Annotated in this window: 25 protein-coding genes; 10 read left to right on the top strand and 15 right to left on the bottom strand. The window is 64.2% G+C overall.

What is annotated here, in order from left to right; translation table 11 throughout:
• Positions 1-2 precede the first annotated feature (2 nt).
• The 5 genes from ACXAEK_RS02745 to fghA form a co-directional block, all read right to left on the bottom strand.
• On the bottom strand, positions 3-965 hold the full coding sequence (locus ACXAEK_RS02745) for a DMT family transporter (RefSeq protein ID WP_475039777.1): 963 nt from the start codon (positions 963-965) through the stop codon (positions 3-5).
• Positions 966-1271: 306 nt separating this feature from the next.
• A complete protein-coding gene (locus ACXAEK_RS02740; RefSeq protein WP_475039775.1) occupies positions 1272-2315 on the bottom strand; it encodes a calcium-binding protein in 1044 nt (347 codons plus the stop codon).
• Between the two features lie 125 nt (positions 2316-2440).
• Entirely contained in the window at positions 2441-2902 is a 462-nt protein-coding gene (locus ACXAEK_RS02735) for a YaiI/YqxD family protein (RefSeq protein WP_475039774.1), read from the bottom strand.
• The gene (sthA, locus tag ACXAEK_RS02730; RefSeq protein WP_475039773.1) at positions 2899-4395 is read right to left on the bottom strand and encodes a Si-specific NAD(P)(+) transhydrogenase; all 1497 of its coding nucleotides are present in this window, start codon (positions 4393-4395) and stop codon (positions 2899-2901) included. The genes ACXAEK_RS02735 and sthA overlap by 4 nt, the downstream gene beginning before the upstream one ends.
• Before the next feature lie 20 nt (positions 4396-4415).
• Positions 4416-5249 (bottom strand): S-formylglutathione hydrolase, encoded by an 834-nt coding sequence (fghA, locus tag ACXAEK_RS02725; protein ID WP_475039771.1) that lies wholly within the window; start codon positions 5247-5249, stop codon positions 4416-4418.
• A 228-nt stretch (positions 5250-5477) separates the two neighbouring features.
• On the opposite strand from fghA, the gene ACXAEK_RS02720 reads away from it, so the two are divergent.
• Positions 5478-5819, top strand: coding sequence for a cupin domain-containing protein (locus ACXAEK_RS02720; RefSeq protein ID WP_475039770.1), 342 nt, complete (start codon positions 5478-5480; stop codon positions 5817-5819).
• A gap of 9 nt (positions 5820-5828) precedes the next feature.
• On the opposite strand, the gene ACXAEK_RS02715 is transcribed toward ACXAEK_RS02720, so the two are convergent.
• The 4 genes from ACXAEK_RS02715 to mbfA all read right to left on the bottom strand — a co-directional run bounded on the left by ACXAEK_RS02715 (position 5829) and on the right by mbfA (position 8687).
• Positions 5829-6764, bottom strand: a complete 936-nt coding sequence (locus tag ACXAEK_RS02715; RefSeq protein ID WP_475039768.1) for an AEC family transporter — start codon at positions 6762-6764, stop codon at positions 5829-5831.
• A 136-nt stretch (positions 6765-6900) separates the two neighbouring features.
• Positions 6901-7044: a hypothetical protein gene (locus ACXAEK_RS02710; protein WP_475039766.1), complete on the bottom strand. Its 144-nt coding sequence runs from the start codon at positions 7042-7044 to the stop codon at positions 6901-6903.
• A 44-nt stretch (positions 7045-7088) separates the two neighbouring features.
• Positions 7089-7604 (bottom strand): hypothetical protein, encoded by a 516-nt coding sequence (locus tag ACXAEK_RS02705; protein WP_475039765.1) that lies wholly within the window; start codon positions 7602-7604, stop codon positions 7089-7091.
• Positions 7605-7712: 108 nt separating this feature from the next.
• Positions 7713-8687, bottom strand: a complete 975-nt coding sequence (mbfA, locus tag ACXAEK_RS02700; RefSeq protein WP_475039764.1) for an iron exporter MbfA — start codon at positions 8685-8687, stop codon at positions 7713-7715.
• Between the two features lie 137 nt (positions 8688-8824).
• Between mbfA and ACXAEK_RS02695 the strand changes: the two genes are divergently transcribed.
• A complete protein-coding gene (locus ACXAEK_RS02695) occupies positions 8825-9442 on the top strand; it encodes a TetR/AcrR family transcriptional regulator (RefSeq protein WP_475039763.1) in 618 nt (205 codons plus the stop codon).
• Between the two features lie 69 nt (positions 9443-9511).
• Here ACXAEK_RS02695 and ACXAEK_RS02690 read toward each other — a convergent pair whose 3' ends face one another.
• A complete protein-coding gene (locus ACXAEK_RS02690) occupies positions 9512-9988 on the bottom strand; it encodes a c-type cytochrome (RefSeq protein ID WP_475039761.1) in 477 nt (158 codons plus the stop codon).
• Between the two features lie 112 nt (positions 9989-10100).
• Between ACXAEK_RS02690 and ACXAEK_RS02685 the strand changes: the two genes are divergently transcribed.
• The 3 genes from ACXAEK_RS02685 to ACXAEK_RS02675 all read left to right on the top strand — a co-directional run bounded on the left by ACXAEK_RS02685 (position 10101) and on the right by ACXAEK_RS02675 (position 13022).
• The gene (locus ACXAEK_RS02685; RefSeq protein ID WP_475039760.1) at positions 10101-11795 is read left to right on the top strand and encodes a Y-family DNA polymerase; all 1695 of its coding nucleotides are present in this window, start codon (positions 10101-10103) and stop codon (positions 11793-11795) included.
• A gap of 77 nt (positions 11796-11872) precedes the next feature.
• Positions 11873-12562 carry an ArsR/SmtB family transcription factor gene (locus ACXAEK_RS02680; protein WP_475039759.1) on the top strand — a complete coding sequence of 230 codons (690 nt, stop codon included), beginning with the start codon at positions 11873-11875 and terminating at the stop codon, positions 12560-12562.
• A gap of 115 nt (positions 12563-12677) precedes the next feature.
• On the top strand, positions 12678-13022 hold the full coding sequence (locus ACXAEK_RS02675) for a DUF2794 domain-containing protein (protein WP_039185371.1): 345 nt from the start codon (positions 12678-12680) through the stop codon (positions 13020-13022).
• A gap of 96 nt (positions 13023-13118) precedes the next feature.
• Here the strand turns inward: ACXAEK_RS02675 and ACXAEK_RS02670 are convergent, their stop codons facing one another.
• The 3 genes from ACXAEK_RS02670 to ACXAEK_RS02660 form a co-directional block, all read right to left on the bottom strand.
• The gene (locus ACXAEK_RS02670) at positions 13119-13943 is read right to left on the bottom strand and encodes a C40 family peptidase (protein WP_475039757.1); all 825 of its coding nucleotides are present in this window, start codon (positions 13941-13943) and stop codon (positions 13119-13121) included.
• A gap of 4 nt (positions 13944-13947) precedes the next feature.
• Positions 13948-15330 (bottom strand): leucyl aminopeptidase family protein, encoded by a 1383-nt coding sequence (locus ACXAEK_RS02665; protein ID WP_475039756.1) that lies wholly within the window; start codon positions 15328-15330, stop codon positions 13948-13950.
• Positions 15331-15416: 86 nt separating this feature from the next.
• Positions 15417-15776, bottom strand: a complete 360-nt coding sequence (locus ACXAEK_RS02660) for a hypothetical protein (RefSeq protein WP_475045166.1) — start codon at positions 15774-15776, stop codon at positions 15417-15419.
• Between the two features lie 177 nt (positions 15777-15953).
• Between ACXAEK_RS02660 and ACXAEK_RS02655 the strand changes: the two genes are divergently transcribed.
• Positions 15954-16604, top strand: coding sequence for a carbonic anhydrase (locus tag ACXAEK_RS02655; protein WP_475045165.1), 651 nt, complete (start codon positions 15954-15956; stop codon positions 16602-16604).
• Positions 16605-16606: 2 nt separating this feature from the next.
• Here ACXAEK_RS02655 and ACXAEK_RS02650 read toward each other — a convergent pair whose 3' ends face one another.
• A complete protein-coding gene (locus tag ACXAEK_RS02650; protein WP_475039754.1) occupies positions 16607-17770 on the bottom strand; it encodes a DUF3095 domain-containing protein in 1164 nt (387 codons plus the stop codon).
• Between the two features lie 112 nt (positions 17771-17882).
• On the opposite strand from ACXAEK_RS02650, the gene ACXAEK_RS02645 reads away from it, so the two are divergent.
• From ACXAEK_RS02645 to ACXAEK_RS02630, 4 genes are all read left to right on the top strand, one after another.
• Positions 17883-19055, top strand: coding sequence for an MFS transporter (locus ACXAEK_RS02645; protein ID WP_475039753.1), 1173 nt, complete (start codon positions 17883-17885; stop codon positions 19053-19055).
• Between the two features lie 82 nt (positions 19056-19137).
• Complete coding sequence (locus ACXAEK_RS02640) at positions 19138-20160, top strand: aspartate-semialdehyde dehydrogenase (protein WP_039185381.1); 1023 nt, start codon at positions 19138-19140, stop codon at positions 20158-20160.
• A gap of 135 nt (positions 20161-20295) precedes the next feature.
• Complete coding sequence (locus ACXAEK_RS02635) at positions 20296-20685, top strand: hypothetical protein (RefSeq protein ID WP_475039751.1); 390 nt, start codon at positions 20296-20298, stop codon at positions 20683-20685.
• Between the two features lie 88 nt (positions 20686-20773).
• Positions 20774-22423, top strand: a complete 1650-nt coding sequence (locus ACXAEK_RS02630; RefSeq protein WP_475039749.1) for a DUF4139 domain-containing protein — start codon at positions 20774-20776, stop codon at positions 22421-22423.
• 171 nt (positions 22424-22594) lie between these two features.
• Here ACXAEK_RS02630 and ACXAEK_RS02625 read toward each other — a convergent pair whose 3' ends face one another.
• Entirely contained in the window at positions 22595-23365 is a 771-nt protein-coding gene (locus ACXAEK_RS02625; protein ID WP_475039747.1) for an aldolase/citrate lyase family protein, read from the bottom strand.
• Between the last annotated feature and the right edge of the window lie 14 nt (positions 23366-23379).

The following is a 23379-nucleotide window of genomic DNA, read 5'->3' as shown; positions in this document are numbered from 1 at the left end:
GGTTATCCTTCTGTTCGCGGGCGGGGCCGCGGGGCGGGGCGGTTACGGCGGGTTTCGCGCCAGACAGAGACCAGGCCGGAAGCAATGATCAGGGCGCTGCCGAGCCACACCTGCAGGTCCGGCCATTCGTTGAAGATCAGCACGCCCCAGAGGACCGACATCGGCATGGCGATATATTCAAAGGGGGCTGCCAGCGCGGCCTCGTTCATGCGGTAGGCCTGGCTGACCAGATAGCCGCCGGCGGAGCCTGCGATGCCGACGCCGATCAGGTAGGGCCAGTCCTGGGGCGCGGGCCAGATCCAAGCACGCAGGATGAAATCGAAGGCCGGGCTGTCGCCGGTGGCAAACCGCCCGTCGCCAAAGATCAGCCCGGCCAGGGCGCTGAGCACCAGAAAGCCCAGCATCGGGTAAAAGGCGAGGGTTGCCCCGGCCTCTGTCCCGCCTGCGCGGCGGGTCAGCACATGCAATGTGGCATAGCCGCAGGCGCCAAGGAGCGGCAGGATCGCGGCAGGCTGAAACGTGCCGGCGCCGGGGCGCATGATGATCAGCACGCCGAGGAACCCGGCCACCACCGCGCCCCAGCGCCAGGGGCCGGGACGTTCGCCCAGGAACAGCGCTGACAGGGTGGTGACGATGAGGGGTGTGGCAAAGGCGATTGCCACCGCCTCGGCCAGCGGCAGCAGGGTGAGGCCGGTGAAAAAGCAGATGTTGGCAAAGAACACCACCAGACAGCGCAGCAGGTGCAGTTTCGGCTGATGGGTGCGCAGCAGGTGATAGCCGCCCTCCAGCGGCATGATGATGGTGAGCATCACCGCCACTGCGATGACGGAGCGGAACAGCACCATTTCATAAAGCGGGTAGTCGCCCGACAGGAGCTTGAAGATCATGTCGATGACGGAGAAGGCAATGCCTGCCCCGGCGGCTGCGAACAGGCCGGGGACGCTGACCTTCATCTCTGCGCTCATGCCGTTGCCCTCCCGTCTCCTGCCCTTGATCAGTGGCGGATTTGATCTGGCCGGGCAATGGGCGGTGCCGGAAAAAGGCAATTTTTCCGGGCAGAATTCTTGGGAAAGGGCTGGGTTGCAGAAAACGGTAGAGCGGTACGCGACGTATGCGGAATGCTTCTGGAATAGGAGTTCAAGCGTTGGCCATAGTCACCACGCTTCGCTAAGGGAGGCTGCACGCCATTCCGCTCTTGATAAGCGCTATGGATTATGTCGATTTGCGACGATCAATTAAGTTTGAAATTAGGTGTGCAGCAAGCTCGTTAGTTAGAACAAGAAATTGTCTGAGCTTTGCAACTCCGAAATTGAGTTGTCCTCTAGCAGGATTGTGACGTTCGAAAAGGATATGAGGACGTCGCTTCCGCTCTGATTGAATTCCAGGTCAGAGATGGACTTTGCGCCCTTTCCAATTGCTATTTTATCTGCTCCTGATGAGAAGTCTTTAATTGTGTCGTTCCCATCCCCCTTTTTGAATACAAACAAGTCGGATTGTTTTCCTCCTGTTAATACGTCGTCTCCCTTTTGTCCAAAAATTTTGTCATTTCCGCTGCCACCAAAAATCTTATCATCGTCGAGGCCGCCATACAGTTTGTCACTACCATGTCCACCTTTTAAGGTGTCGTGCCCGTGCTCCCCGCGTATAGTATCTCGTCCTGATTTCCCTATTATGCGATCTTCTCCGTCACCACCAAGCATTATATCGTGACGTGTGATATTCGCTCTTTGATTTCCTACAAGGAAATTGTCCCCAAAGCTTCCCGTTGCCAGAGCCGCACGCCGATCATCAAACTCGATTATTTCAATCGAGTTGAGCTCGTCAGTTCCGTCTGCAGATATTATTGTGGGAGTGTCAATGTTTAGAAAAAACTTTGATTTCTTTATGGTGTCGTCAATAATTAAGGTGTCTAGACCTTGATCGCCGTTAACTGTATCATTCCCGGGCCCGGTGTTGATTGTATCATTCCCCTTGTTCAAATTCCATTGGAAGGAGGCAGGGGAATTTGAGGTGATTTGATCGTGCGAGTTGAAAATCACATCGAATACATTGTTCAACTCGTAGTCATTGTATGAAATGTCCAGTTGAGACAGATCTGCGCTGAACGAGTTTTCCTGGGAAAGAGTGATTCTTGTTAGCTGCCATTCGCTTGTGTCTAAGCTGGACAGGTCTCCGTAGAGCGAAAACTCGTTCCCGTCCGTATCTGTTATGACTAATTGTGAATGGCTGTAGGAGGTTATTTGCCCAGTAAACCAATTGCCTTCAAAAAAGTCTCGTTTTGTTCCGTTTGGGTCTGAAATTTTTACAATAGCCATATCTAAACGATCCTCACACTTAGGTTGTATTTATATACACTCATTTGTTTGTGTAAAGAGTGAAGTCGTGTGCCTTCCATCCCTTGGATATAGTGGTTTGAAACACAATCCCTTGGCCCGCTGCTTCAGTCTTGGATTGATTTTGCCACTCTGAGCTCGCGCTCTAGCGCATCCAGAAACCGCGAACGGTCGGCCTTGGTGAACCCCTTGCCGCCACCCTGCATGCCCAGCGGGTTGGCGGCGCGCAGGTCGGCCATCAGGTCGCGCATTGCCAGCTGCTGGCCGATGTTGGCTTGGGTGAAACGCTCGCCGTTATGGCGCAGGACGCGGGCGCCGGCCTCGATGCATTTGGCGGCCAGCGGGATGTCGCCCGTCACCACCACATCGCCCGGGCCGCAGCGGTCTGCGATCCACATGTCCGCCACATCGGCGCCCTCGGCCACGATCACGGTTTCCACCAGCGGGTTCTGCGAGGGGCGCAGGCCGCCGTTGGAGACCACGAACATGCGCAGCCCGTGGCGGGTGGCGACCCGCTCGGCCTCCTGCTTGACCGGGCAGGCGTCGGCGTCGATGTAGAGGGCGGTCACTCCGCCGCCTTCTTGTCTGCCGCGGGGGCTTCCTCCGCCTTGGGGGCGGGTTTGGCCTTGGCCTTGCGGGCGGGTTTCTTCACCTTGAACTCCTCCGGGATCGGCATCCGGTTGAAGGCGTCAAGGCCGGCGATCTTATAAGCCTCCGCCAGGGTCGGGTAGTTGAAGGTGTTCTGCACGAAGTAGTCCACCGTGCCCTTGAGGTTCAGCACCGCCTGGGCAATGTGAATGAGTTCGGTCGCGCCTTCCCCGACGATCTGCACGCCCAGCACCCGGCGGGTTTTGAGCGAGAACAGCATCTTGAGCATGCCGTGCTCCAGCCCCATGATGTGGCCGCGGGAGGTTTCGCGGAAGCGGGCGACGCCGACCTCATAAGGGATGCCGCGCTCTTTCAGCTCCTCCTCGGACATGCCGCAAGTGGACATTTCCGGCACCGAGTAGATGCCATAGGGGTACCAGGGGCTTTCCGGCAGGGTCGGGGTTTCCAGCGCGTGGCAGGCGGCGACGCGGCCCTGCTGCAGCGAGGTGGAGGCGAGCGACGGGTGGCCGATCACATCGCCCGCGGCATAGATATGCGGCACCGCGGTCTGGTAGGTCTTGCGGTCGACGCTGAGGCGGCCGCGGTGGTCGGTCTGGAGGCCGGTGGCCTCGAGGTTCAGGGCAGAGGTGGCACCCATCCGGCCGGCCGCAAACAGCAGCATTTCGGCGCGCACGTGGCGGCCGTTGTCGAGCGTGACTTCGATATGCTCGCCCGCGTCTTCGATGCTTTCGACCGCGGAGCCGAGCCGCAGGTCAACGCCGTTTTCACGGATCTGGTGGGTGAACTCCTGGATCAGGGTCTTGTCGATGAAGTCGAGGAAGGTTTCGCGCGGCTCGATCAGGGTGACGCGCACGTCGAGGGCGGAGAACATGGTGGCATATTCCACCCCGATGACGCCGGCGCCAATCACCACCAGCGAGCGCGGGATCTCCGCCATTTCCAGGAACTCGTCGCCGTCGACCACGGTGGTGCCGTTGAAGGGCACGTAGTCCGGGCGGTAGGTCTTGGTGCCGGTGGAGATCAGAAATTTCTCTGCTGTCAGGCGGGTGGTCTCGCCGGCCTCGGTTGCGACCTCGACCTCATTCGGGCCGATGAATTTGGCCAGGCCCAAGAGCGTGTCCACGTGGTTGCGGTTGAACTGGTGCTCCAGCACGTCGACCTCGTAATCGAGGGTCATGTGCAGGCGGGCCTTGAGGTCGTTGGCCTCAATCTGGTCTTTCACCCGGTAGGAGCGCCCATAGAACGAGCGCTCGCGCCAGCCGGAGAGGTTCAGCACGGTCTCGCGCAGGGTCTTCGACGGGATGGTGCCGGTGTGCACCGAGACCCCGCCGAGCCGGTCCTTGCGGTCGATCACCAGCACCCGGCGATGCAGCTTGCCTGCCTGGATGGCAGCGGCGCGGCCCGAGGGGCCGGAACCGATGATGATCAGGTCATAATCAAATTCGTCACTCATGGCCGCGTCCTTTGTCGTTGTTAGTTCTGGTACAGCGCGTCGGCGTGGAAGGAGATATGCTCCTCCATGAAGGTCGACACGAAGAAGTAGCTGTGGTCATAGCCCGGCTGCATCCGCAGGGTGGCCTGCTGGCGGCGTTCGGCGACCGCGTGGGCCAGGGCCTCGGGCTTCAGCAGGTCGATGAACGGATCGCTGGTGCCGGTGTCGATCAGGATCGGGCCGTCGAAGCTTTTCTCGCGCATCAGCAGGGTGGCGTCATGCTTGGCCCATGCCGCCTCATCCTCGCCCAGATAGGCGCTCAGCTGTTTGCGGCCCCAGTCCAATTCAGTGGGGTTGGAGATCGGCGCGAAGGCAGAAACCGATTTGTAGCGGCCCGGCAGGTTCATCGCCAGGGTCAGCGCGCCGTGGCCGCCCATGGAATGGCCGGTGATCGCCTGGCGGTCCAGGTCGATGGCAAATTTCTCACCCAGCAGTGCGGGCAGTTCTTCGGCCACGTAGTCCCACATGCGGAAATGCGGCGCCCAGGGGGCCTGGGTGGCATTGACGTAGAAACCGGCGCCCTGGCCCAAGTCATAGGCGTCATCATCGGCCACGCCTTCGCCGCGGGGGCTGGTGTCGGGGAAGACGATGGCGATGCCCTGCTCGGCGCACCAGGCCTGGGCGCCCGCCTTGGTCATGGCGTTTTCATGGGTGCAGGTGAGGCCCGAGAGATACCACAGAACCGGAACCGGGCCGTCACGCGCCTCTTCCGGCAGGAACAGGCCAAAGGTCATGTCGCCGCCGGTGGCGGTGCTGGCGTGTTTGTAGACGCCCTGGGTGCCGCCAAAGGCGCGGTTCTCGGAAACGGTTTCCATGGGTGAGGCTCCTCAAAATCTGTTAGCCCTACCGCTACCTGCTGAAGGCCTCAGGGTCCAGCGGATGGGCGGCAGCAATGCCGGTTTTTGCGGCAGAAGGATTGCGAAATCGCAAACATCGGGGGCTTTGGCCGCGCTGGGGCTGCCGCATTTGCGCAGGTGCGTGCTGGACAGCGGCAGTGAAAACCGGGACAGTCCGCCGCCAAGGCAAACGGGAGGCAAGGGGCCATGAGCGATTTTCTGAGACTGACACAGGAGGCTGTGGAGGCGGAGGTGCAGCGCCCGGCACCGGAGAAGGTGCTGGCAGGCGATCCGGTCTTCACCACCTGGAACGCGGAGGAGCGGGGCGGGCTGTATTGCGGGATCTGGCAGGCGACGCCGGGCAAGTGGCGGATTTCCTATGACGAGTGGGAATACTGCCGGATCCTGGAGGGGCGGTCGGTGATTACCAGCGACGACGGCACCGTCTATCCGCTGGCGGCGGGCGACAGCTTCATCCTGCGGCCTGGCTTCAGCGGCACCTGGGAGGTGATCGAGACCACCCGCAAGGATTACGTGATCCGGCTGTAGGGCCGCAGGTCAAGAGACCCAGGCGATCACCGCCGGAACGGTGACGATTGACACCACGGTGGAGATGAAAATGGCGGCGGAGGCCCGGTGCGGGGCCACGCCGTAATGCTGCGCCAGCATGTAGACATTGCCTGCCACCGGCAGGGAGGCGGCAGCGATGGCGACAGCGGCAGAAAACGGCGCCGCCGGGATCAGCCACAGCACCGCGACAGCGACGCAGGCCGGGTGCAGCACCAGCTTGGCAAAGCTGAGCCAGCCCGCGACCTGCACCCGCTCTGCCGATTTGGAGGCCAGCGAGGCGCCGATGGCAAAGAGGGCGCCGGGGGTGGCGGCACCGCCGAGGATGGTGAGGAAGTCGTTTGCGGGGCCTGGTATTGGCAGAGCGGAGGCCGACCAGGCGAGGCCAGCGACGATGGACAGGATCATCGGGTTTTTCAACAGACCCAGCCCGACCAGTTTCAGGGTTGCCAGGCCCAGGATTGATCCTTGCCCCTGGCCGCGGCCTGCGTTGATCAGAATGACGATAAGTGAGGAAAACACCACCAGATCGACGCTGAGCACCACCATCATCGGCGCCACCGAGGCGGGGCCGAACAGGATCGCCATCATCGGCAGGCCAAGGAAGCCCACATTGCCGATGGCTGCGCATTGCGCCTCCACCGCGGCGGTGGGCACGTCCAGCCCGCGGATCATGGCGACGGCTGTCACCAACAGGTAGACCGCCATTGTGCCGGCCAGATAGCCAAGAATCAGCGCAGGGTCGAAGACCTCGGCAAAGGACAGGTTGGCGGCAAAGCCGAAGATCATCGCCGACAGCGGGAAGTAGAACACGAAGCGGGTGAGATAGGCCGTGGCTTCCTCGGTGAAAAACCGGCTGCGCCCGGCCCAGTAGCCAAGGCCGATGATTGCGAAAAAGGGCAGGGTGCGGAAGAAGATCTCGGCCATGGGGGATTGGTAACAAGAGCTGACCAATTGGCAAAGGCTGTTTGTGGTCGAGTTCGAGGTCTTGCATTGTGTTAACCCCAGAACGATAAAACCGCCCCAGTGGAGCGGTTTCGGATGTCATCGAATGCAGAGCTGGTCAGGCAGCTTTCTTGGCTTTTTGCTTGCGGCGCTGCTTCATGCCGAAAAATTCGCTTCGCTTGATTCCGTCACGCCCCATGGAGTGCACAGCTTTCCTTACTGCAAAGGAAATGGCCGCCGCCTTGCGTTCGATGTTAGTCATCACTGAAATCTCCCAAAGGTATTTGCGATGGTAGTATCACATATTTATGTGATTGAAAGGTAAACCCAAGAGCCTTTAAGGCAAACATTTTCGAAAGAGCTGTTGCCCTCCAAGGCTTGTACGAAGCGGTCTGCGAATTCGCGTTCAGCAGGGCTTCGAAGGTGAAATTTAGCATGTTTTGCAGGCATTTCACCCAATGCCAGCTCCACTGACCCGGTAAAGATCGAAACAAGAACATCTGCGTAATTATCCAGAGGGATATCGTCAGAAAAATCGTAACTTGGCGACAATGTGATGTGCCGGATACGGAGAACTTGACCGGTATATCCTGGCAAAAATGCGACATTTGCTTGACATGCGGCTAAGTGATTCGCGCCGTCTTTAAGAACGTAGACACCGGCATTCTTGAGTTGAGCACCTGTCGCCAGCTCTGCCAAAACGGGCAGCGAAGCGATTGCATAGTCGCTCAAGTTCTCCGAATACTCGGCGCATTGTGCCTCCCAATCTGTCATCAGTTCCTGCCAAGAACCATTTACTGCTGTTACACGCTCAAGCTTCATTCTTGTTTTCCGTCGCTGCCTTGGGTTTAGAGAGGCTACATGACTGGAGCCAACAAGGATTGTCAATCTGGAGTATTCAGGATCTCCGACGGCATACACGCATTGCTCCTAGCCGCTGCCGATCAGCGCGCCTGCACCCAGCACCAGGGCGCCGCCCAGAACCACCTGCATGGTGGCGCGCCAGAAGGGGGTTTCCATGAACTTGTTCTGGATCCAGGCGATGGCCCAAAGCTCCACAAAAACGATCAGCAGCGCCAGCGTGGTGGCAGTCCAGAATTCCGGGATCAGGTAGGGCAGGGCGTGGCCGAGGCCGCCCACCGTGGTCATGATGCCGGAGGCCAGCCCGCGTTTCAGCGGTGAGCCGCGGCCGGACAGTTCGCCGTCGTCGGAGGCGGCTTCCGTGAAGCCCATCGAAATGCCCGCCCCGACCGAGGCCGCCATGCCGACCAGGAAGGTGGTCCAGGTGTCCTGGGTGGCGAAGGCGGTGGCAAAGATCGGCGCCAGGGTGGAGACCGAGCCGTCCATCAGCCCAGCCAGCCCCGGCTGCACCCAGGTCAGCACGAACTGGCGGTGGGCGGCGCGGTCCTCATCGGCGCGGGTGCCGTCGTCCAGATGCGCCTCCTGCAGCTCGCCGGCGCGGGCCTGGTGGCCTGCCTCGGCGGCAGCCAGATCGCCCAGCAGCTTGCGGGTGGCGGCATCCTGCGTGCGGGCGGCGGCGGCGGTGTAAAACCGCTCGGCGTCGCGCTCCATCGCGCGGGCCTCGTCGCGGATGCGGTCGAGACTCAGGTTTTCCATCAGCCAGATGGGGCGGCGGGCATAGTAGCCCGCCACATGCTCGCGCCGGATCAGGGGGATCGCCGGGCCGAACCGGTCCTCATGCAGGGCAATCAGCTGGGCGCGGTGCTCGTCTTCCTCTGCCGCCATGCCGTCGAACATCGCGGCGGAGGCGGGATACTCGCTGCGCAGCCGCTCGGCATAGCCGCGGTAGATGCGCGCATCGTCCTCCTCGGAGGAGATCGCGAGGGCAAGAATTTCCTGGCCGGTCAAATCCGCAAACTGCTTGCGCTGGGTGAAAAAACGCATCTGCTGCCCCTAAGTTTAGAATTATTCTAAACATAACGGTTCCGCGAGGGAGCGCAAGATGATGCGGGTTCTGCTGTTGCAATAGAGCGGTGCAGGCTACATTAGGCCCAGACCCCTACGCAGCCAACGGAGCCCGCATGAACCAGCAAGCCAGCGTCCTGCGCACCGGCCGGAAATTCGACCAGGTCCTGGACGGCGCCCGTGAGGTCTTTCTGGCAGACGGGTTCGAAGGCGCCAGCGTCGACAAGATCGCCAAGTCGGCGGGGGTCTCCAAGGCGACGCTCTACAGCTATTTCCCCGACAAGCGGGTCTTGTTCATGGAGGTGGTGCGCTCTGCCTGTGTGCAGCAGGCGGATGCATCGCTGGACCTTGTGCCCGGCAGCTGCGGGCCGCGGGATGTGCTGCGGGCGGCGGCGGAGCGGGTGCATGGGGTGCTGCTGGGCGGTTTCAGCCTGCAGCTGTTCCGCATCTTTGTGGCCGAGGCCGACCGGTTCCCGGAGCTGGGGCCGATGTTCTATGAAAGCGGGCCGATGGTGCTGCACGGGGAGATCCGCGACTATATCGAGGCCGCGGCAGCGCGGGGCGAGCTGAAGATCGCAGACGCCGATCTCGCCGCCGCGCAGTTCATTGAGCTGTGCAAGGCGGATATCTTCCTGCGGTTCCTGTTCAAGATCGACGAGGAATTTTCCGAGGCCGAGCGCGAGCGGGTGATCAGCGGCGCGATTGACACTTTCATGGCGCGGTTCGGCGCCTGACGAGGTCCGGCCGGTCCGGCCGGCGCGGCCGGTTTGCAGGCCGCGCTGCGGGCGGGGCGCCTTTTCCAGTCAATGGGTGGTGAAGCTGTTTGGCGTCCGCCGGTAGCTCTCATGACAGCTGAGACAGCTTTGCATCAGGCTGGGCAGGGTGCGGCGCAGGGCGGGCAGCGAGCGGGCGTTTAGGTTCCGGGCGGCGGCTTCGGCAGCGTCCGCGCGGTCCTTGAAATCCTTCCAGGAGGTCCAGATCACGGGCCGGGCATGGGTGCGCGGATCCATCCGGTGTTTCTTGAAATGCTTGCGGATGCTGCCGGTGGATCTGATCAGCTGGCGCCGGGCTGCGCGAGCCTTGTCCCGGTCGAAATAGCTGCGCCCGGCCATCATGCCGGTGAGTACGTCCATTGCGGCCTTTTGCGAGGCCATCAGCGCCATCCGCTGGGTCACATGCTTGCTGGTGCTGTCCCGGGCGGTGACAGGTGCGGTGCTGCCAAGGGCGAGGCCGGTCAGCAGGGCTGCGAACAGGAGTATCTTGAGCCGCCGCAAGGTCATCCGGCGGCCCCGGTGCGGATTGACCGAATCAAGCAATAAGAACAAAATAAGAACATTTGCTGTTGTACCCCTGTGAACCGCCGCATCCCGGCCCTTGCTGCCTGACCTGCCCATGCCCCATCGCCGCATCTTATCGCTGTGGTTTCCGCGCCTTGGCGCCGAACGCATTCTGCGGGCGGAGCGCGGGAGCATTGCCGGGCCGCTGGCCGTTGCAGAGGAAGTGTCCAACACTCAGGTTATTTCCGCGTTAAACCTGGCCGCCTCGGCTGAGGGGCTGCAGGCCGGCCAGCCCTTGCGCGATGCCCATGCGATGTGCGCGGGCCTGGCGGTGCGGCCGCGCAACCGCGCGGCGGAGGCGGCGTTTCTGGCCGCACTCAGGCGCTGGGCGGGCAAGTTCAGCCCCTGGGTGGCGGAGGCGGGGGAGGACGGGCTGACCGTCGATCTGACCGGCTGCGCGCATCTGTTCGGCAGCGAGGCGGCGCTGATGGAGACGGCGGGGCAGGACTGCGCCGGAATGGGTCTGAGCGTGCGGATGGGGCTGGCGGACACCCTGGGCGCGGCCTGGGCATTGGCGCGCTATGCCGGCGAGGAGGCGGAGCCGGACCGGTCCGGCGATGCCATCGACCAGGAGGCGCGCGCGACCCGGGCGCGGGCGCAGAAGCGCAGCCCGCGCCAAAGTGTCAAGCGGCGCCACTGGACCCGGGGCGGCGCGGCGCCGCAGCTGCAGGCGGCGGTGCCGCAGCTGGGGCGGATTGCCGAAGCGGGGCAGGCCTATGGCGCGCTGGCGCCCTTGCCGGTGGCGGCCTTGCGGCTGGACAGCGCCACGGTGGCGCAGCTGAACCGGCTGGGGTTGCGGCGGATCGGCGATCTGCTGGGCCAGCCGCGGGCCAGTCTGGCGCGCCGCTTCGGCCAGGGGCTGGTGCTGCGGCTGGATCAGGCGATGGGCAGCGCGCCGGAGCCGGTCTCGCCCGCGCGCAGCCCGGACCATTTTGCGGTGCGGCTGACCCTGCCGGAGCCGATCGGGCTGATGGAGGACCTGCTGGCGGGCATCGGCCGGATGCTGCCGCGGCTGTGTGCCCGGCTGGAAGCGCGCGGCAAGGGCGCCCGCGTGCTGCGGCTGGAGGCGCACCGCTGCGATCAGGAAATGGAGGCGGTGACCCTGGGCCTGGCCCGTGCCAGCCGCGATCCCGCCCGCATCCGGCCGCTGTTGGAGATGAAGCTGGAGCAGATCGACGCGGGCTACGGCATCGACATGCTGCGGCTGGAGGTCTTGCAGGCGGAGGCCATTCACGCGCGCGCCCCGGCGGGCCACCTGCAGGCAGGCGCCGCGGCGCGGGCGCGGCAGGAGGCCCGGCAAGAGGATGATGCGGCGCTGGAGGATCTGATCGGCCGTATCGGCGCGCGGCTGGGGCTGGAGGCGATCACCCGCTATCACCCGGCAGAGAGCCATATCCCGGAAAAGACTTTCACCGTGCAGGCGGCGGCCTGGTCGGAGCCTGCTGCCAGAGATTGGCCGCGGCCGCCGCGGCTCCGGCCGCTGCTCATGTGGCGGCCTGAGCTGGTCCATGCGCCGGATGTGCCGCAGGTGCCGGAACAGTTCCGCTGGCGCGGCCGCGACTGGGCGCTGGCAGAGGCGGAAGGGCCGGAGCGGATTGCGCCCGAATGGTGGCTGGAGGACCCGGAGTGGCGCAGCGGGGTGCGCGATTACTGGGTGGTGGTGACGGATTGCGGGACGCGGCTGTGGCTGTTCTTTGCCCACGGCGGCGCGCTGTCGCCGGGCTGGTTCTGCCACGGGTCGTTTGCATGAGGGGCCGCAAAGATACTTCGGCGCGCGGCGAAGGGTTTTGCTTGGGTGTCCCTGCGCAAACCGCATAGGGTAAGGGGATGATCACACCGCGTTTCGACATTCTGGGCCAGGCCATTGCGGACGCCAGCCGCACGCAGATGCTGTGCGAGCTGATGGAGGGGCGCGCCTATACCAACAAGGAGCTGGCGGCAGCGGCGGGGGTAACGCCGCAGACCGCCTCCGCCCATTTGCGGCTGTTGCAGGATGCAGGCCTGGTGGTGGCGGAAAAACGCGGCCGCTGCGTCTATCACCGGCTGGCAGGCGCTGAGGTGGCGCACGCGCTGGAACAGCTGGCAGCGATTGCGCCGGCCGACAGCCTGCACCGCGCCCAGCAGCGCAAGGCAGGCGGGCTGGCGCAGCTGCGCAGCTGTTACGACCATCTGGCCGGGCCGCTGGCGGTGGCGATGACCCGCGCCTTTCTGGACCGCGGGATGCTGGTGGAGGAACAGGGCGCCTTTCGCGCGGAACCCGCCGGAGAATGGCTGAAACTTGGGGTGCTGCTGCCGGAAAAGACCGGCCGCCAGCCCTTCGCCCGGCCCTGCCTGGACTGGACCGAGCGCAAGCTTCATGTGGCGGGGCCGATGGGGCGGCAGATCCTGGAGCACGCGCTGGAGAGCGGCTGGGTCAAGCGGCACCGGCACAAGCGCGGGCTCTTGCTGACCGCCCCCGGACGGGCGGCGCTGGAGCAGATTCTGGGGCTGCACTGCGGAGAGCTGGCGGCGGCTTGAACCGGGTGAAAACGCGCCAAAACAGGGCGTTTGCATCTGTGCGCATCCTGCACCACACGAAAATTCGAAGGGGATAAACCTTGATTTGCCGCGGGAATGGGGCAACCTTTTATATATGAGCTTTGATCAGGTGCAGCCTTTTCCCGGATCTCCCATCCCTCAGCAAGTCGCCTTTGACCGGCGGGAACTGTCGGTCATCATGACATTGTACGGCCGCATGGTCGCGGCTGGGGAGTGGCGAGATTACGGGATATCCTCCTTGCGTGATCTGGCAGTTTTTTCCGTTTTCCGGCGCACGGCAGAGCATCCGCTCTACCGGATCGAAAAGCGCCCCAAGCTGCGGCAGCGGCAGGGTCAGTATTCGGTGGTCGGCATGGACGGGCATATCCTGAAGCGCGGGGCGGATCTGAAGACCGTGCTGAGGGTGCTGGAGCGCAAGCTGATCCGCTCCGTGGAGTAGCCGCGAGGCTTGCGACGGGGCGGGGACCGGAATTTTCACAAAATTCCGGTCAAAAATCTTTGTAAGATTTTTGCCGCCGGCGGCAGGCGGCAGGGCCTAGGCCAGCCGTTTGTGCGCGGTGACCGGGCCGTCGCCCTGAGCCGCGATACGCTCAATTGCTGCGCCGATGGGTTCAATGGCCACTGCCATGTCATGGGCGTTGGCGTGGATCAGGGTTCTGGCGTCCCGCACCAGTGCCACATGTCCCTTCCAGAACAAGAGGTCGCCGCGCTGGTAATCTGCGTCAGGGACAGGCTCGCCCAGTTCGGTCTCCTGCATGTCGCTGTCGCCAGGGCAAGGGGTGCCGCAGGCCAGGAGCGCCGCCTGCACCAGGCCGGAGCAATCGATGCCAAAGCGGCTGTTGCCGCCCCAAAGGTAGGGGGTGCCGAGGAAGAGTTCTGCCACTGCCACCGGATCCGCTGCATGGGCGCCAAGGGGTGACAGGTGGCGGGCGGGGATGAAGCCGAGATTGGTGTCCGCGAACCGTTCGCCGGCGCCAAGAACCTGCACCCGGCTGCCGTGGCTGAGAGCATGGGTCTCGGGCGATTTGAAGTCCTCCGCGGAATAGGCGTGGGTTGCCGGGGCGCTGACCCAATGGGTGGCCTCAAACGGTGCGGTCAGGGCGGCACTGGGCACATAGCCCACGTAGGAATCCTTGGCCGCCTGCACAAAGGCCCAGCCGTCGCGGTCCTCGTAGACCGTGACCGGCTCGCCGTAGACCAGCTGGCGGTCGCGGGGGCCGTTTGGGGCGCGCAGGAGGTCTGCGACGGGGATGCCGATACGGGCGGCAGTGCCTTCGGGGCGGATCAGCCCTTCGGGTGCGTTTGTCAGATGCGCGGCAGCGATACGGTCGTTCACCGGAGTGCGGCGGAGGTCAGCCATGAGATCAGAGCTCCAGCATGTCCGGCAGCGCGGCAAACAGCGCGCGGGCGCCCTGCAGCGCTCCGCCCTTGGGGCGGGCGGGCGCTGTGCTGGGGGTCCAGCCGTAGATATCGAAATGCATGTAGCGGGCATCGCCGGCAAAGCGGCGCAGGAACAGGGCGGCGGTGATCGAACCGGCAAAGCCGCCCGAGGGTGCGTTGTCCAGATCGGCGATGCCGGGTTCGATCATGGTCTCGTAAGGCTCATGAAAGGGCATCCGCCAGACCGGGTCGGCGGTGCGGGCTGCGCTGACGGCCAGGGCCGCGGCGTCGCCCTCGTGATCGGTGTAGAAGGGCGACAGGTCCGGGCCGACGGCAACGCGCGCCGCGCCGGTGAGGGTGGCCATGGAGATCAGCAGGTCCGGCGCGTCCTCTGCCGCCAAGGCCAGGGCGTCGGCCAGCACCAGGCGGCCCTCGGCGTCGGTGTTGTTGTTTTCAACTGTCAGCCCCTTGCGCGACATCAGCACGTCACCGGGGCGGAAGGCAGAACCGGAGACGGCATTTTCCACCGCGGGGATCAGCACCCGCAGCTGCAGCTTCAGCCCGGCAGCCATGATCATGCGGGCGAGGCCCAGCACATTGGCGGCACCGCCCATGTCCTTTTTCATCAGCGCCATGCTGTTTCCGGGCTTGAGGTTCAGCCCGCCGGTGTCGAAACAGACGCCCTTGCCCACCAGGGTGAGCTTGGGGCCGGTGTCGCCCCAGCGCAGGCCGATGAGCCGCGGTGCGCGGGTCGAGGCGCGCCCCACCGTGTGGATCAGCGGGAAGTTCTGCGCCAAGAGGTCCTCGCCCAGGACCACAGAGGATTCGGCGCCGAACTCCTGCGCCAGAGCCTCGGCGGCGGCCTGAAGCTCTGCCGGGCCCATGTCGGAGGCGGGCGTGTTGATCAGGTCGCGGGTGAGGCATTCGGCGGCGGCCAGGGATTCCACGGCCGCGGCATCCACGCCCTCGGGTGCCTGCAGGGCGGCGGTTTCGCCCGTGGCGTCCTTGTAGCGGCCGAAGCGGTAGGCGGTCAGAAGCCAGCCGAGCGACTCGCTGGCGGCGTCCTTTGCCGGCAGGCCGGAGGCGATGCGGTAGGTGCCCGCAGGCAGTTTCTGCGCCGCTTCAGCCAGCACGAAGCGGCGGCGCGCGCGCTGGGCGGCGCTGCCGTAGCCCGCCAGGGCCATTGCGATCCCGCCATCAGCATCCGGTACTGTCAGGGCCTGGCCGCAAGCGCCGGTGAAACCCTGCGCCGATGCCCAGGCCTGAACGCGCTGCGGCTGGCCTGAAAGCCAGCTGTCGAAAGCATCACTTGAGATGACATGCACGGGGCAGGCGTCAGGGCCGGGAGTGGCAAAAACTGGCGGCATCGAAAAAAACTCCGGTTGCAATCATTTCTGATGCGCCAGAGTAGCCGCCGCCGCGCGGCCTGCAAGCCCTGCGGGCTGCACAAATGTCAGATCGTCATGTCCTGCTGATCCCAGACCGCAGTCAGCGAGCGTTCGCCCACCCGCATCAGCCGGAACAGGATGGCGGCCACGGCCGGCGCGTCATCAGAATCAATCGCCTCGGTCACGTCATTGGCAATGGCCGCCAGCGCGGTCATGCCGACCTGATCGGCGATTGCGATCAGCGAACGGGCGCTTTTGCGCAGATTCATCATGTCGTTCTGGCGCCACAGACGCTCGCAATGCGTCAGGCGGACTGCCATTTCTTCAATTGCACGGCATACCACGTCCTCAGCACCGGCTTCGCCGAGCTGCTCATACAGCGCGGAAAGCTTGTCAGGATCCAGGCGCACCGTTTCCGAGTGCATTACTGTTAGTATATTGGCCACCACATTCACCCAAAGTCTATGTACCCCCACGGTACGAAAGCCAATGTGCCCCCCCACAGGTTTGCAAAAGGTTTCCATGCTCTGTTCAAATCTCTCGAATTTACGGACAATGCAGGCTATCAAGCCCGCCAACACGCAAGCTGACAGGACATGACAATGGAATTTGCCAAACCTCTGCCCGGATATCTGGTGACCCGCTATCATGGGTGGAAGGCCACCTCTTATAAGGAAAACCAGGGCTGGTACCGCCGCCTGGCAACCGAAGGCCAGCGGCCGCGGGCGATGGTGATTTCATGCTGCGACAGCCGGGTGCATGTGACCTCGATCTTCGGCGCCGACCAGGGCGAGTTCTTTATTCACCGCAATATCGCCAACCTGGTGCCGCCCTTTGCGCCCGATGGCGATCACCACGGCACCTCGGCGGCGGTGGAATATGCGGTCACCGCTCTGAAGGTGTCGCATCTGATCGTTCTGGGCCATTCGCAGTGCGGCGGCGTGCAGGGCTGCATCGACATGTGCAAGGGCCAGGCTCCGCAGCTGGAAGAGAAGACCAGCTTTGTCGGGCGCTGGATGGAGATCCTGAAGCCCAAGTTCAGCGGTGTTGAGGATATCGAGGATCCGGTTGAGCAGGCGCGCCAGTTCGAGCGCCAGGCGGTTGTTGCCTCGCTGGAGAATCTGATGACCTTCCCGTTCATCGAATCGGCAGTGAAGGCGGGCGAGCTGAGCCTGCACGGGCTGTGGACCGATATCGGCGAAGGCGGGCTGGAATGTTATGACCCGAAGGCGGGCAGCTTCGCCCCGGTCTGAGGTCAGGCCGTTTCTTTGCTGATCCCGAATGCAGCCGCCAGATTGGCGGCTGCTTGCGTATAGCCGCCTGCTGCACCATCGACAAAGTGGATGTGGTCGTCCTCGACCGGGGAGGGCACGATGCAAGTGACCATGGCTGCATCCTGTTCGTGCAGGCCGAAGCGGACAAGGCCCGCGTCCGCCGCTTGCTGCAGACGCTGGCGGATGCGGTCGCGGATTGCAGGCGTGCAGTCCAGGGTCATCTTGAGGCCGTCGTCGAATTTGCGGAAATCGGAATGCATTCTGAGCATTGACAGGTAATGCACCGGATCGAAGCCGCCCACCGGGCGCCGGGTGAGGAAGATCAGCCCGGCCAGGGCGCTGTGAAAGAACAGGTGGAGCTGCCGCAGAAAGACCGGCAGCCGCCCGTGGGAGGCCTTGGCCTCGAGCGTCAGCCCGGCAGGCGGAAACTGCAGCTTGGGGCCTGCTTCGGGGACCGGGTGGCCGCTGTCCTCCAGCTCGGCGGCCAGATCCAGCACTTCGGCGGCGAAGCGGGCAAAGGCTTGCGGGCTGGCGCCGGGGGCGGGCTGGGCGACCACCGACAGGATGATGCCGTGGCGGGCGGGGGTGTTGCTCCAGCGGCAGGAAAGGCCTGCGAGGTCGGGCGGATCTGCCTGCGGGTCGGGGGCGACTGCAAAGGCACCCGCTTTCATCTGCACCTCGGCCCAGGCCAGCCCGCCGCCGCTGAACATGGCGAAATCGGCGTGGTCCGACACCGCATAGCGGGCGACCTGCACGTCGAGCCCCTCACCCCGGATTACTGCGGCCGGCAGCACTGCGGCACGCAGGGAGATGCCGTATTCGGCTTCGGTCCAGATGCGCAAGGCGCCCAGCAGGCGTTGCGCCGTGTCGCGATGGCGGGGCGGAACCGCGAAAGAGGCACCGTCGCCGCCGAAGACATAGGGAAAGGCCTCGCCCCCGAGTGCATTGCGCATGGCGGCGATCACTGCGGCGCCAACCATGTTCACGGTCTTGTAGCGGCCTGCCTTCACCAGCCCGGTGGAATTCACGATATCAGTGCAGCAAAGCAGCCAGTCGCCGGGCAGCGGCGCAAAGACCGACGGGTCGGAGAGCGCGCCAAAGTCGCGGACCTTGGGGAGGCTGGCATAGAAAGTGTCTGTTGTCATGAGTTTCTGCCCCCTGGCGCGGTGCCGCGACCTTAAACAAATTGTGTGCCGGGGCCAAACATGCAAGCTGTGCGGCAGTCACGAAAAACTGTGCAGAGCTTGGGGGCGGAGAATGCAGGCTGGATTGATCTTATTGTGCCTGGCCTATGTGCTGAGCCAGTTCTTCCGCGCCTTCCTGGCGGTGCTGTCGGGGGTGCTGGGGCAGGATATCGGTGCGGCGCCGGATGATCTCGCCTTTGCCTCGGGCATGTGGTTTCTGTCCTTTGCGGCCATGCAACTGCCGGTGGGCTGGGCGCTGGACCACGCCGGGCCGCGGCGGACGGCGGCCTTGCTGCTGCTCTTGGGCGGCGGCGGCGGGGCGGTGCTGTTTGCGGCTGCAACGGCGCCTTTGCATGTGAGCATTGCCATGTTCCTGATCGGTATTGGCTGCTCGCCGGTGCTGATGGCCTCATACTACATCTTTGCGCGCCAGTACCCGCCGGCGCGCTTTGCCACCCTGGCGGCGCTGATGCTGGGAGTTGGGTCTGCGGGTAATCTGGTGGCGTCTTACCCGACCGCGCTGGCGGTGGATTTGTTCGGCTGGCGCGGCACGCTGGCGGGGCTGGCGGTGGTGTCGGCTGTGGTGGCGGCGGGGATATTCCTGACTGTTTCAGACCCGGACAAGCCGGAAGGGGAGCACAAGGGGTCGGTCATTGATCTGCTGAAGATGCCGGTGATGTGGGCGATCTTCCCCTTGATGCTGGTGGCCTATGCGCCTTCCGGTGCGCTGCGGGGGCTGTGGATCGGGCCCTACTTAAGTGATGTTTACGGCCTCAGCACCCAGGCCGTCGGGCTGGCAACTTTGGTGATGGGGGCGGCGATGATTGCCGGCACGTTTGCCTATGGGCCGCTGGACCGGGTGCTGGGCACCCGTAAATGGCTGATCCTGGGCGGCAACCTTCTGGGCTGTGCGGCCCTGGGCGGGCTGGTGCTGGCCACGGGCGGGCCGGTCTGGATGCCGGTGGTGATGATGGCCGCGGTCGGCTTCTTCGGCGCCTCCTTTCCGGTGATCATGGCCCATGGCCGCGCCTTTGTACCGCCGCATCTGGCCGGGCGGGGGGTGACGCTTCTCAATCTCTTTGGCATCGGCGGGGTGGGAATCATGCAGTTCGCCACCGGCCGCCTTCACGCGGAAATGGCCGGAGCGGACCCATCCTTGCCCTATACGGGGATTTTCACGTTCTTTTTAGCCTGTCTGGCACTGGGATGCGCAATTTATCTGCTCAGCCGCGACAGCATGGACTGATACAGGCCTTTAAACTTGGCCGCGGAACCATTATCACTCCCGCGCCGGCCATGGGGCCGGGCAAGACTGGAGAAACAGACAAATGGGTTACCGCATCGTCGTCGTTGGCGCCACTGGCAACGTGGGCCGCGAAATGCTGAACATCCTGGCCGAGCGCCAGTTCCCCGTGGATGAGATCGCTGCGCTGGCAAGCCGCCGCTCTCTCGGCACCGAAGTCAGCTTTGGCGATAAGACACTCACTACCAAGGACCTGGACACCTTTGATTTCACCGGCTGGGATATGGCGCTGTTCGCCGTGGGCTCCGAGGCGACCAAAGTCTACGCCCCCAAGGCCGCGGCCGCGGGCTGCGTGGTGATCGATAACTCCTCGCTCTACCGTTATGACCCGGAGATCCCGCTGATCGTGCCGGAGTGCAATCCGGAAGCGATCCACGGTTACAAGAACAAGAACATCATCGCCAACCCCAACTGCTCCACCGCGCAGATGGTTGTAGCGCTGAAGCCGCTGCATGACCGTGCGAAGATCAAGCGCGTCGTGGTGTCGACCTATCAGTCGGTGTCGGGTGCGGGCAAAGACGGCATGGATGAGCTGTGGGAGCAGACCAAGGCGGTCTACAACCCCACCACCGACGTGCCGCCGAACAAGTTCCAGAAGCAGATCGCCTTTAACGTCATTCCGCAGATCGACGTCTTCATGGAAGACGGTTCGACCAAGGAAGAGTGGAAGATGGTTGTAGAGACCAAGAAGATCGTCGACCCGTCGATCAAGGTCACCGCAACCTGTGTCCGCGTGCCGGTTTTCGTCGGCCACTCCGAGGCCGTGAACATCGAGTTCGAGGAGTTCCTGGACGAGGACGAGGCCCGCGACATCCTGCGCGAGGCGCCGGGCATCATGGTGATCGACAAGCGTGAGCCGGGCGGCTACGTCTCGCCGGTGGAATGCGCGGGCGATTTTGCCACCTTCATCAGCCGCATCCGCCAGGATTCGACCATCGAAAACGGCCTGAACCTGTGGTGCGTCAGCGACAACCTGCGCAAGGGCGCGGCACTGAACGCGGTGCAGATTGCCGAGCTGCTGGGGCGTGAGGTTCTGAAGAAAGGCTAAGCCTTATATCCTTTTGGCGAGGGGGCTGCTTCGGAAGAGGCGGCCCCTTTTCTTTTGCACGGCTGCCGGGGCGGGCGGGGCTTCGCTACCTTGAAGGAGCAGAAGAAACCGCATCAGACAGAAGGACACAGGCCCATGAACGCTCTCCTGGATTTCAGCACCGCCACACCCGCAGAACCGCTGTTCCCGTCGTTCGGCCCGCTGCGGGCACGGCAAAGTCCTGCCCCGCGGCAGCCTGCCGCGGCCTGCCCCCCGCCCAGGCCAATGCTGAATTGCGTGTCCGCGGCGGAACTGGGCCGCCAGATGGAGATGGCCTTTGCAGCGGCCGGCGACTGGTTCAGTCTTTGCCGCGGCCTGCGCCGCAAGGGGATCTGCCTGCGCATGCGCAACGGCGATCTGTGGGTTTGCGATGCGGTCAGCCTGGCTGCGATCTCCTCCTGCGAGGATCTTGGGATCGACACGGATGAGCTGGAATTGCGCTTCGGTCCGTCGCAGCCGGAGCGGTGTTCTGCCCATGCGGCCTGAACCCGCTGGCCTGGGATTGTCCTGACGGCTAGGCTTGGCATCAGGCGGGCAGTTCCGGCCCGCCTTGTTTTTTGATTGAGAGATGCCAATGCGATTTTCCTTGATGGCTTATTTCCTGGCGGCAGCCTCAGCCGCCTCCGCAGAGACCATTCCCGTTAGCAGCCAAGTGTCAGAGGTGACGCTGTATCCGGGGCTGGCGGAAGTCACCCGCAGCGCTGCGCTGACCTTGCCGCAGGGCCGCCACCGGTTGATCCTGCAGAATGTGCCCAGAACGGCCGCACTGGAAACGCTGCAGGTCGAGATCGCCGGTGCCCGCCGTGTTGCCACCTTGCTGCGCGAAGATGACGTGCCGCCGCGCGATGCCGATGATCCCAGGGTGGAGGCGGCGCAGGCGCAGGTGCGCGCGGTGGAGGCGCGGATAGCCGCGGTGCGCGATGAGGCTGCACAGGCGCGCGCCGTCGTGCGGGCGGCGGAGGCTTCCATCGGCTTTCTGCAGCAGCTGGGCGGCAATGAGGGGCTGGCCCAGGCGGATGCGGCAGCGCTGAGTGAAATTGCCCGGATGATCGCCGAGGAGGCCGCGGGCGCCAGCCAGGCGGCGGTGGCGGCTGAGGCTGAGGCGCGGCGGATCGAGCTGCAGCTGGACGTCCTGGAGGAGGAACTGGCAGAGGCCCGGGCGGCGCTGGCTGCGATCGCGCTGGAGGATGAGGAGCGGCTGTTTATCGCGGTGGATATCGAGGCAGAGGAGGCGGGCGAGGGTGCCTTGAGCGTCAGCTACTATACCACGGGCGCGGGCAATATCGGCTGGCAGCCGTCTTATGAAATGCACCTCAGCACGGGGGATGCGGGTCAGGTGGTCGTGAAACGCGCGGTGACGCTGGTGCAGGACACCGGCGAGAACTGGCAGGATGTGGCTCTGACGCTGTCGACTGCGGTGCCCGGCGGGCAGGGCAGCCCGTCTGCGCTGTACCCCTGGCTGCGCCGGATCGAGGAACCCGCACCGCCGCGGGCGCTGAAGTCCATGGCGCAGGATGCGGCGGAGATGTCTGCGCTGGCTGAACCCATGGTGGAAGCGCCTGTCCTGCTTGAAGAAGCCCAAGGCAGCTGGGGTGCAGATCTGGAGGGCGCCGCTGCCACCCACCGCTTCGGCCTGCCGGTGTCGGTTGCCTCCGGCGCCGATCTGCTGCGGCTGGAAATGGACAGCCTGACGGTGGAGGCGGAGGTGCAGGCGGTGGCGGTGCCATCGCAGGATGAGACTGCTTACCGCGTCGCCACTTTCACCAACATCTTTGGCGAGCAGCTGCTGGCTTCGGACGAAGTGCCGCGGTTTGTCGATGGCAAGCTGGTCACGGTGGAGCCTTTTGCCGGTCTGGCGCCTGGGGTGGAGATGGATGCGGGCTTTGGCCCAATCGAAGGGCTGCAGCTCAGCCGCGATGTGCTGGGGCAGAGCGAAGGCGGGCAGGGGCTGATCTCGCGCAGCAACGCGCAGGTGCAGAAGGTGGAGATCACGGTGGAGAACCTGACCGCGCAGGACTGGGCGGTGCGGGTGCTGGACCGGGTGCCCTATTCGCAGCAGGACGATCTGGAAATCGAGTGGAGCGCCACTCCGCGGCCCGCGGAGGAAAACGTGGAGAAGCAGCGCGGCATTCTGGCCTGGGATCTGGAGCTGGGTGCTGGCGTAAGCCGGACCATCCAGCTGGACACCACGCTCAGCTGGCCTGAGGGCATGGTGCTGCGCTGAGCTAGCGGCTTCGCCCGGTAGCAGGCGGGGTTCTCCCGCCCGTCGTCAGGTGTTGAAAATACCTTCCTCCCGTTGGGCGCGGTGCCACGCCCAAGCCCGCTGCCGCTGCGCTGGCTTTGCCAGGGCTGCGGGCGGGCGCGGGAGTGCTTCCTTTGCGGATGCGAGGCGGGCCTAGTCTGCCTTCCACTTGGCGGCCAGGTCGCGGGCGTTCCGGGCCAGCACCATGACGTCGATGCCGACCGCAAGGAACTGCGCGCCCATGTCCGCATAGGCCTGGGTGGCCTCATCGGTGGTGCCGAGGATGCCGGGGGCGATACCAGCCGCCTTGATGCGGGTGATGGCATCGGCAATTGCCGCGCGCACCTCCGGATGGGCCGAGTTGCCCTGGTGGCCCATGTCGGTGGACAGATCCGCCGGGCCGATGAAGACACCGTCGATGCCCTCGACTTGCAGGATTTCATCGAGCGCCTCCATTCCGGCGCGGTTTTCCACCTGCACCAGCAGGCAGACCTCCTGATCGGCGGTCTGGATATATTCGCTGACAGTTCCGAACATGGTGGCGCGGGCCGCCGTGGCGCCGACGCCGCGCAGGCCCTTGGGCGGGTAGTGGCAGGCGCGGACCAGCTCGCGGGCCTGTTCGGCGCTTTCGACGATCGGCACCAGCACCGTCTGCGCGCCCGCATCCAGCACCTGCTTGATCATCCAGGTTTCGCCCACCGGCACCCGCACCACCGGGTGGCTGGGGGAAGCCGCCAGCGCCATCAGCTGGTCGCGGATCGAGCGGATGCCGTTGGGCGCGTGCTCGCCGTCGATCACCAGCCAGTCGAAGCCGCAGGTGCCCATGATCTCGGCGGCCGAGGCCTCGGCAAAGCTCATCCAGCAGCCGATCTGGCGTTTGCCCTGTGATAGAGCCTGTTTGAAGGTATTCTTGGGCGCGGGCATGGGCGGGGCCTCCT

Source organism: Leisingera sp. ABM4_101 (genome assembly GCF_056158725.1).
Note: the sequence above shows the minus strand (reverse complement) of the source record. Positions and strands in the feature narration are given on the sequence as shown.

Bases quoted from the DNA above. Each gene is read 5' to 3' on its own strand.
- ACXAEK_RS02745 (WP_475039777.1), bottom strand. From the start codon at position 965: ATGAGCGCAGAGATGAAGGTCAGCGTCCCCGGCCTGTTCGCAGCCGCC.
- ACXAEK_RS02740 (WP_475039775.1), bottom strand. From the start codon at position 2,315: ATGGCTATTGTAAAAATTTCAGACCCAAACGGAACAAAACGAGACTTT.
- sthA (WP_475039773.1), bottom strand. From the start codon at position 4,395: ATGAGTGACGAATTTGATTATGACCTGATCATCATCGGTTCCGGCCCC.
- fghA (WP_475039771.1), bottom strand. From the start codon at position 5,249: ATGGAAACCGTTTCCGAGAACCGCGCCTTTGGCGGCACCCAGGGCGTC.
- ACXAEK_RS02720 (WP_475039770.1), top strand. From the start codon at position 5,478: ATGAGCGATTTTCTGAGACTGACACAGGAGGCTGTGGAGGCGGAGGTG.
- ACXAEK_RS02715 (WP_475039768.1), bottom strand. From the start codon at position 6,764: ATGGCCGAGATCTTCTTCCGCACCCTGCCCTTTTTCGCAATCATCGGC.
- ACXAEK_RS02710 (WP_475039766.1), bottom strand. From the start codon at position 7,044: ATGACTAACATCGAACGCAAGGCGGCGGCCATTTCCTTTGCAGTAAGG.
- ACXAEK_RS02705 (WP_475039765.1), bottom strand. From the start codon at position 7,604: ATGAAGCTTGAGCGTGTAACAGCAGTAAATGGTTCTTGGCAGGAACTG.
- mbfA (WP_475039764.1), bottom strand. From the start codon at position 8,687: ATGCGTTTTTTCACCCAGCGCAAGCAGTTTGCGGATTTGACCGGCCAG.
- ACXAEK_RS02695 (WP_475039763.1), top strand. From the start codon at position 8,825: ATGAACCAGCAAGCCAGCGTCCTGCGCACCGGCCGGAAATTCGACCAG.
- ACXAEK_RS02690 (WP_475039761.1), bottom strand. From the start codon at position 9,988: ATGACCTTGCGGCGGCTCAAGATACTCCTGTTCGCAGCCCTGCTGACC.
- ACXAEK_RS02685 (WP_475039760.1), top strand. From the start codon at position 10,101: ATGCCCCATCGCCGCATCTTATCGCTGTGGTTTCCGCGCCTTGGCGCC.
- ACXAEK_RS02680 (WP_475039759.1), top strand. From the start codon at position 11,873: ATGATCACACCGCGTTTCGACATTCTGGGCCAGGCCATTGCGGACGCC.
- ACXAEK_RS02675 (WP_039185371.1), top strand. From the start codon at position 12,678: ATGAGCTTTGATCAGGTGCAGCCTTTTCCCGGATCTCCCATCCCTCAG.
- ACXAEK_RS02670 (WP_475039757.1), bottom strand. From the start codon at position 13,943: ATGGCTGACCTCCGCCGCACTCCGGTGAACGACCGTATCGCTGCCGCG.
- ACXAEK_RS02665 (WP_475039756.1), bottom strand. From the start codon at position 15,330: ATGCCGCCAGTTTTTGCCACTCCCGGCCCTGACGCCTGCCCCGTGCAT.
- ACXAEK_RS02660 (WP_475045166.1), bottom strand. From the start codon at position 15,776: ATGCACTCGGAAACGGTGCGCCTGGATCCTGACAAGCTTTCCGCGCTG.
- ACXAEK_RS02655 (WP_475045165.1), top strand. From the start codon at position 15,954: ATGGAATTTGCCAAACCTCTGCCCGGATATCTGGTGACCCGCTATCAT.
- ACXAEK_RS02650 (WP_475039754.1), bottom strand. From the start codon at position 17,770: ATGACAACAGACACTTTCTATGCCAGCCTCCCCAAGGTCCGCGACTTT.
- ACXAEK_RS02645 (WP_475039753.1), top strand. From the start codon at position 17,883: ATGCAGGCTGGATTGATCTTATTGTGCCTGGCCTATGTGCTGAGCCAG.
- ACXAEK_RS02640 (WP_039185381.1), top strand. From the start codon at position 19,138: ATGGGTTACCGCATCGTCGTCGTTGGCGCCACTGGCAACGTGGGCCGC.
- ACXAEK_RS02635 (WP_475039751.1), top strand. From the start codon at position 20,296: ATGAACGCTCTCCTGGATTTCAGCACCGCCACACCCGCAGAACCGCTG.
- ACXAEK_RS02630 (WP_475039749.1), top strand. From the start codon at position 20,774: ATGCGATTTTCCTTGATGGCTTATTTCCTGGCGGCAGCCTCAGCCGCC.
- ACXAEK_RS02625 (WP_475039747.1), bottom strand. From the start codon at position 23,365: ATGCCCGCGCCCAAGAATACCTTCAAACAGGCTCTATCACAGGGCAAA.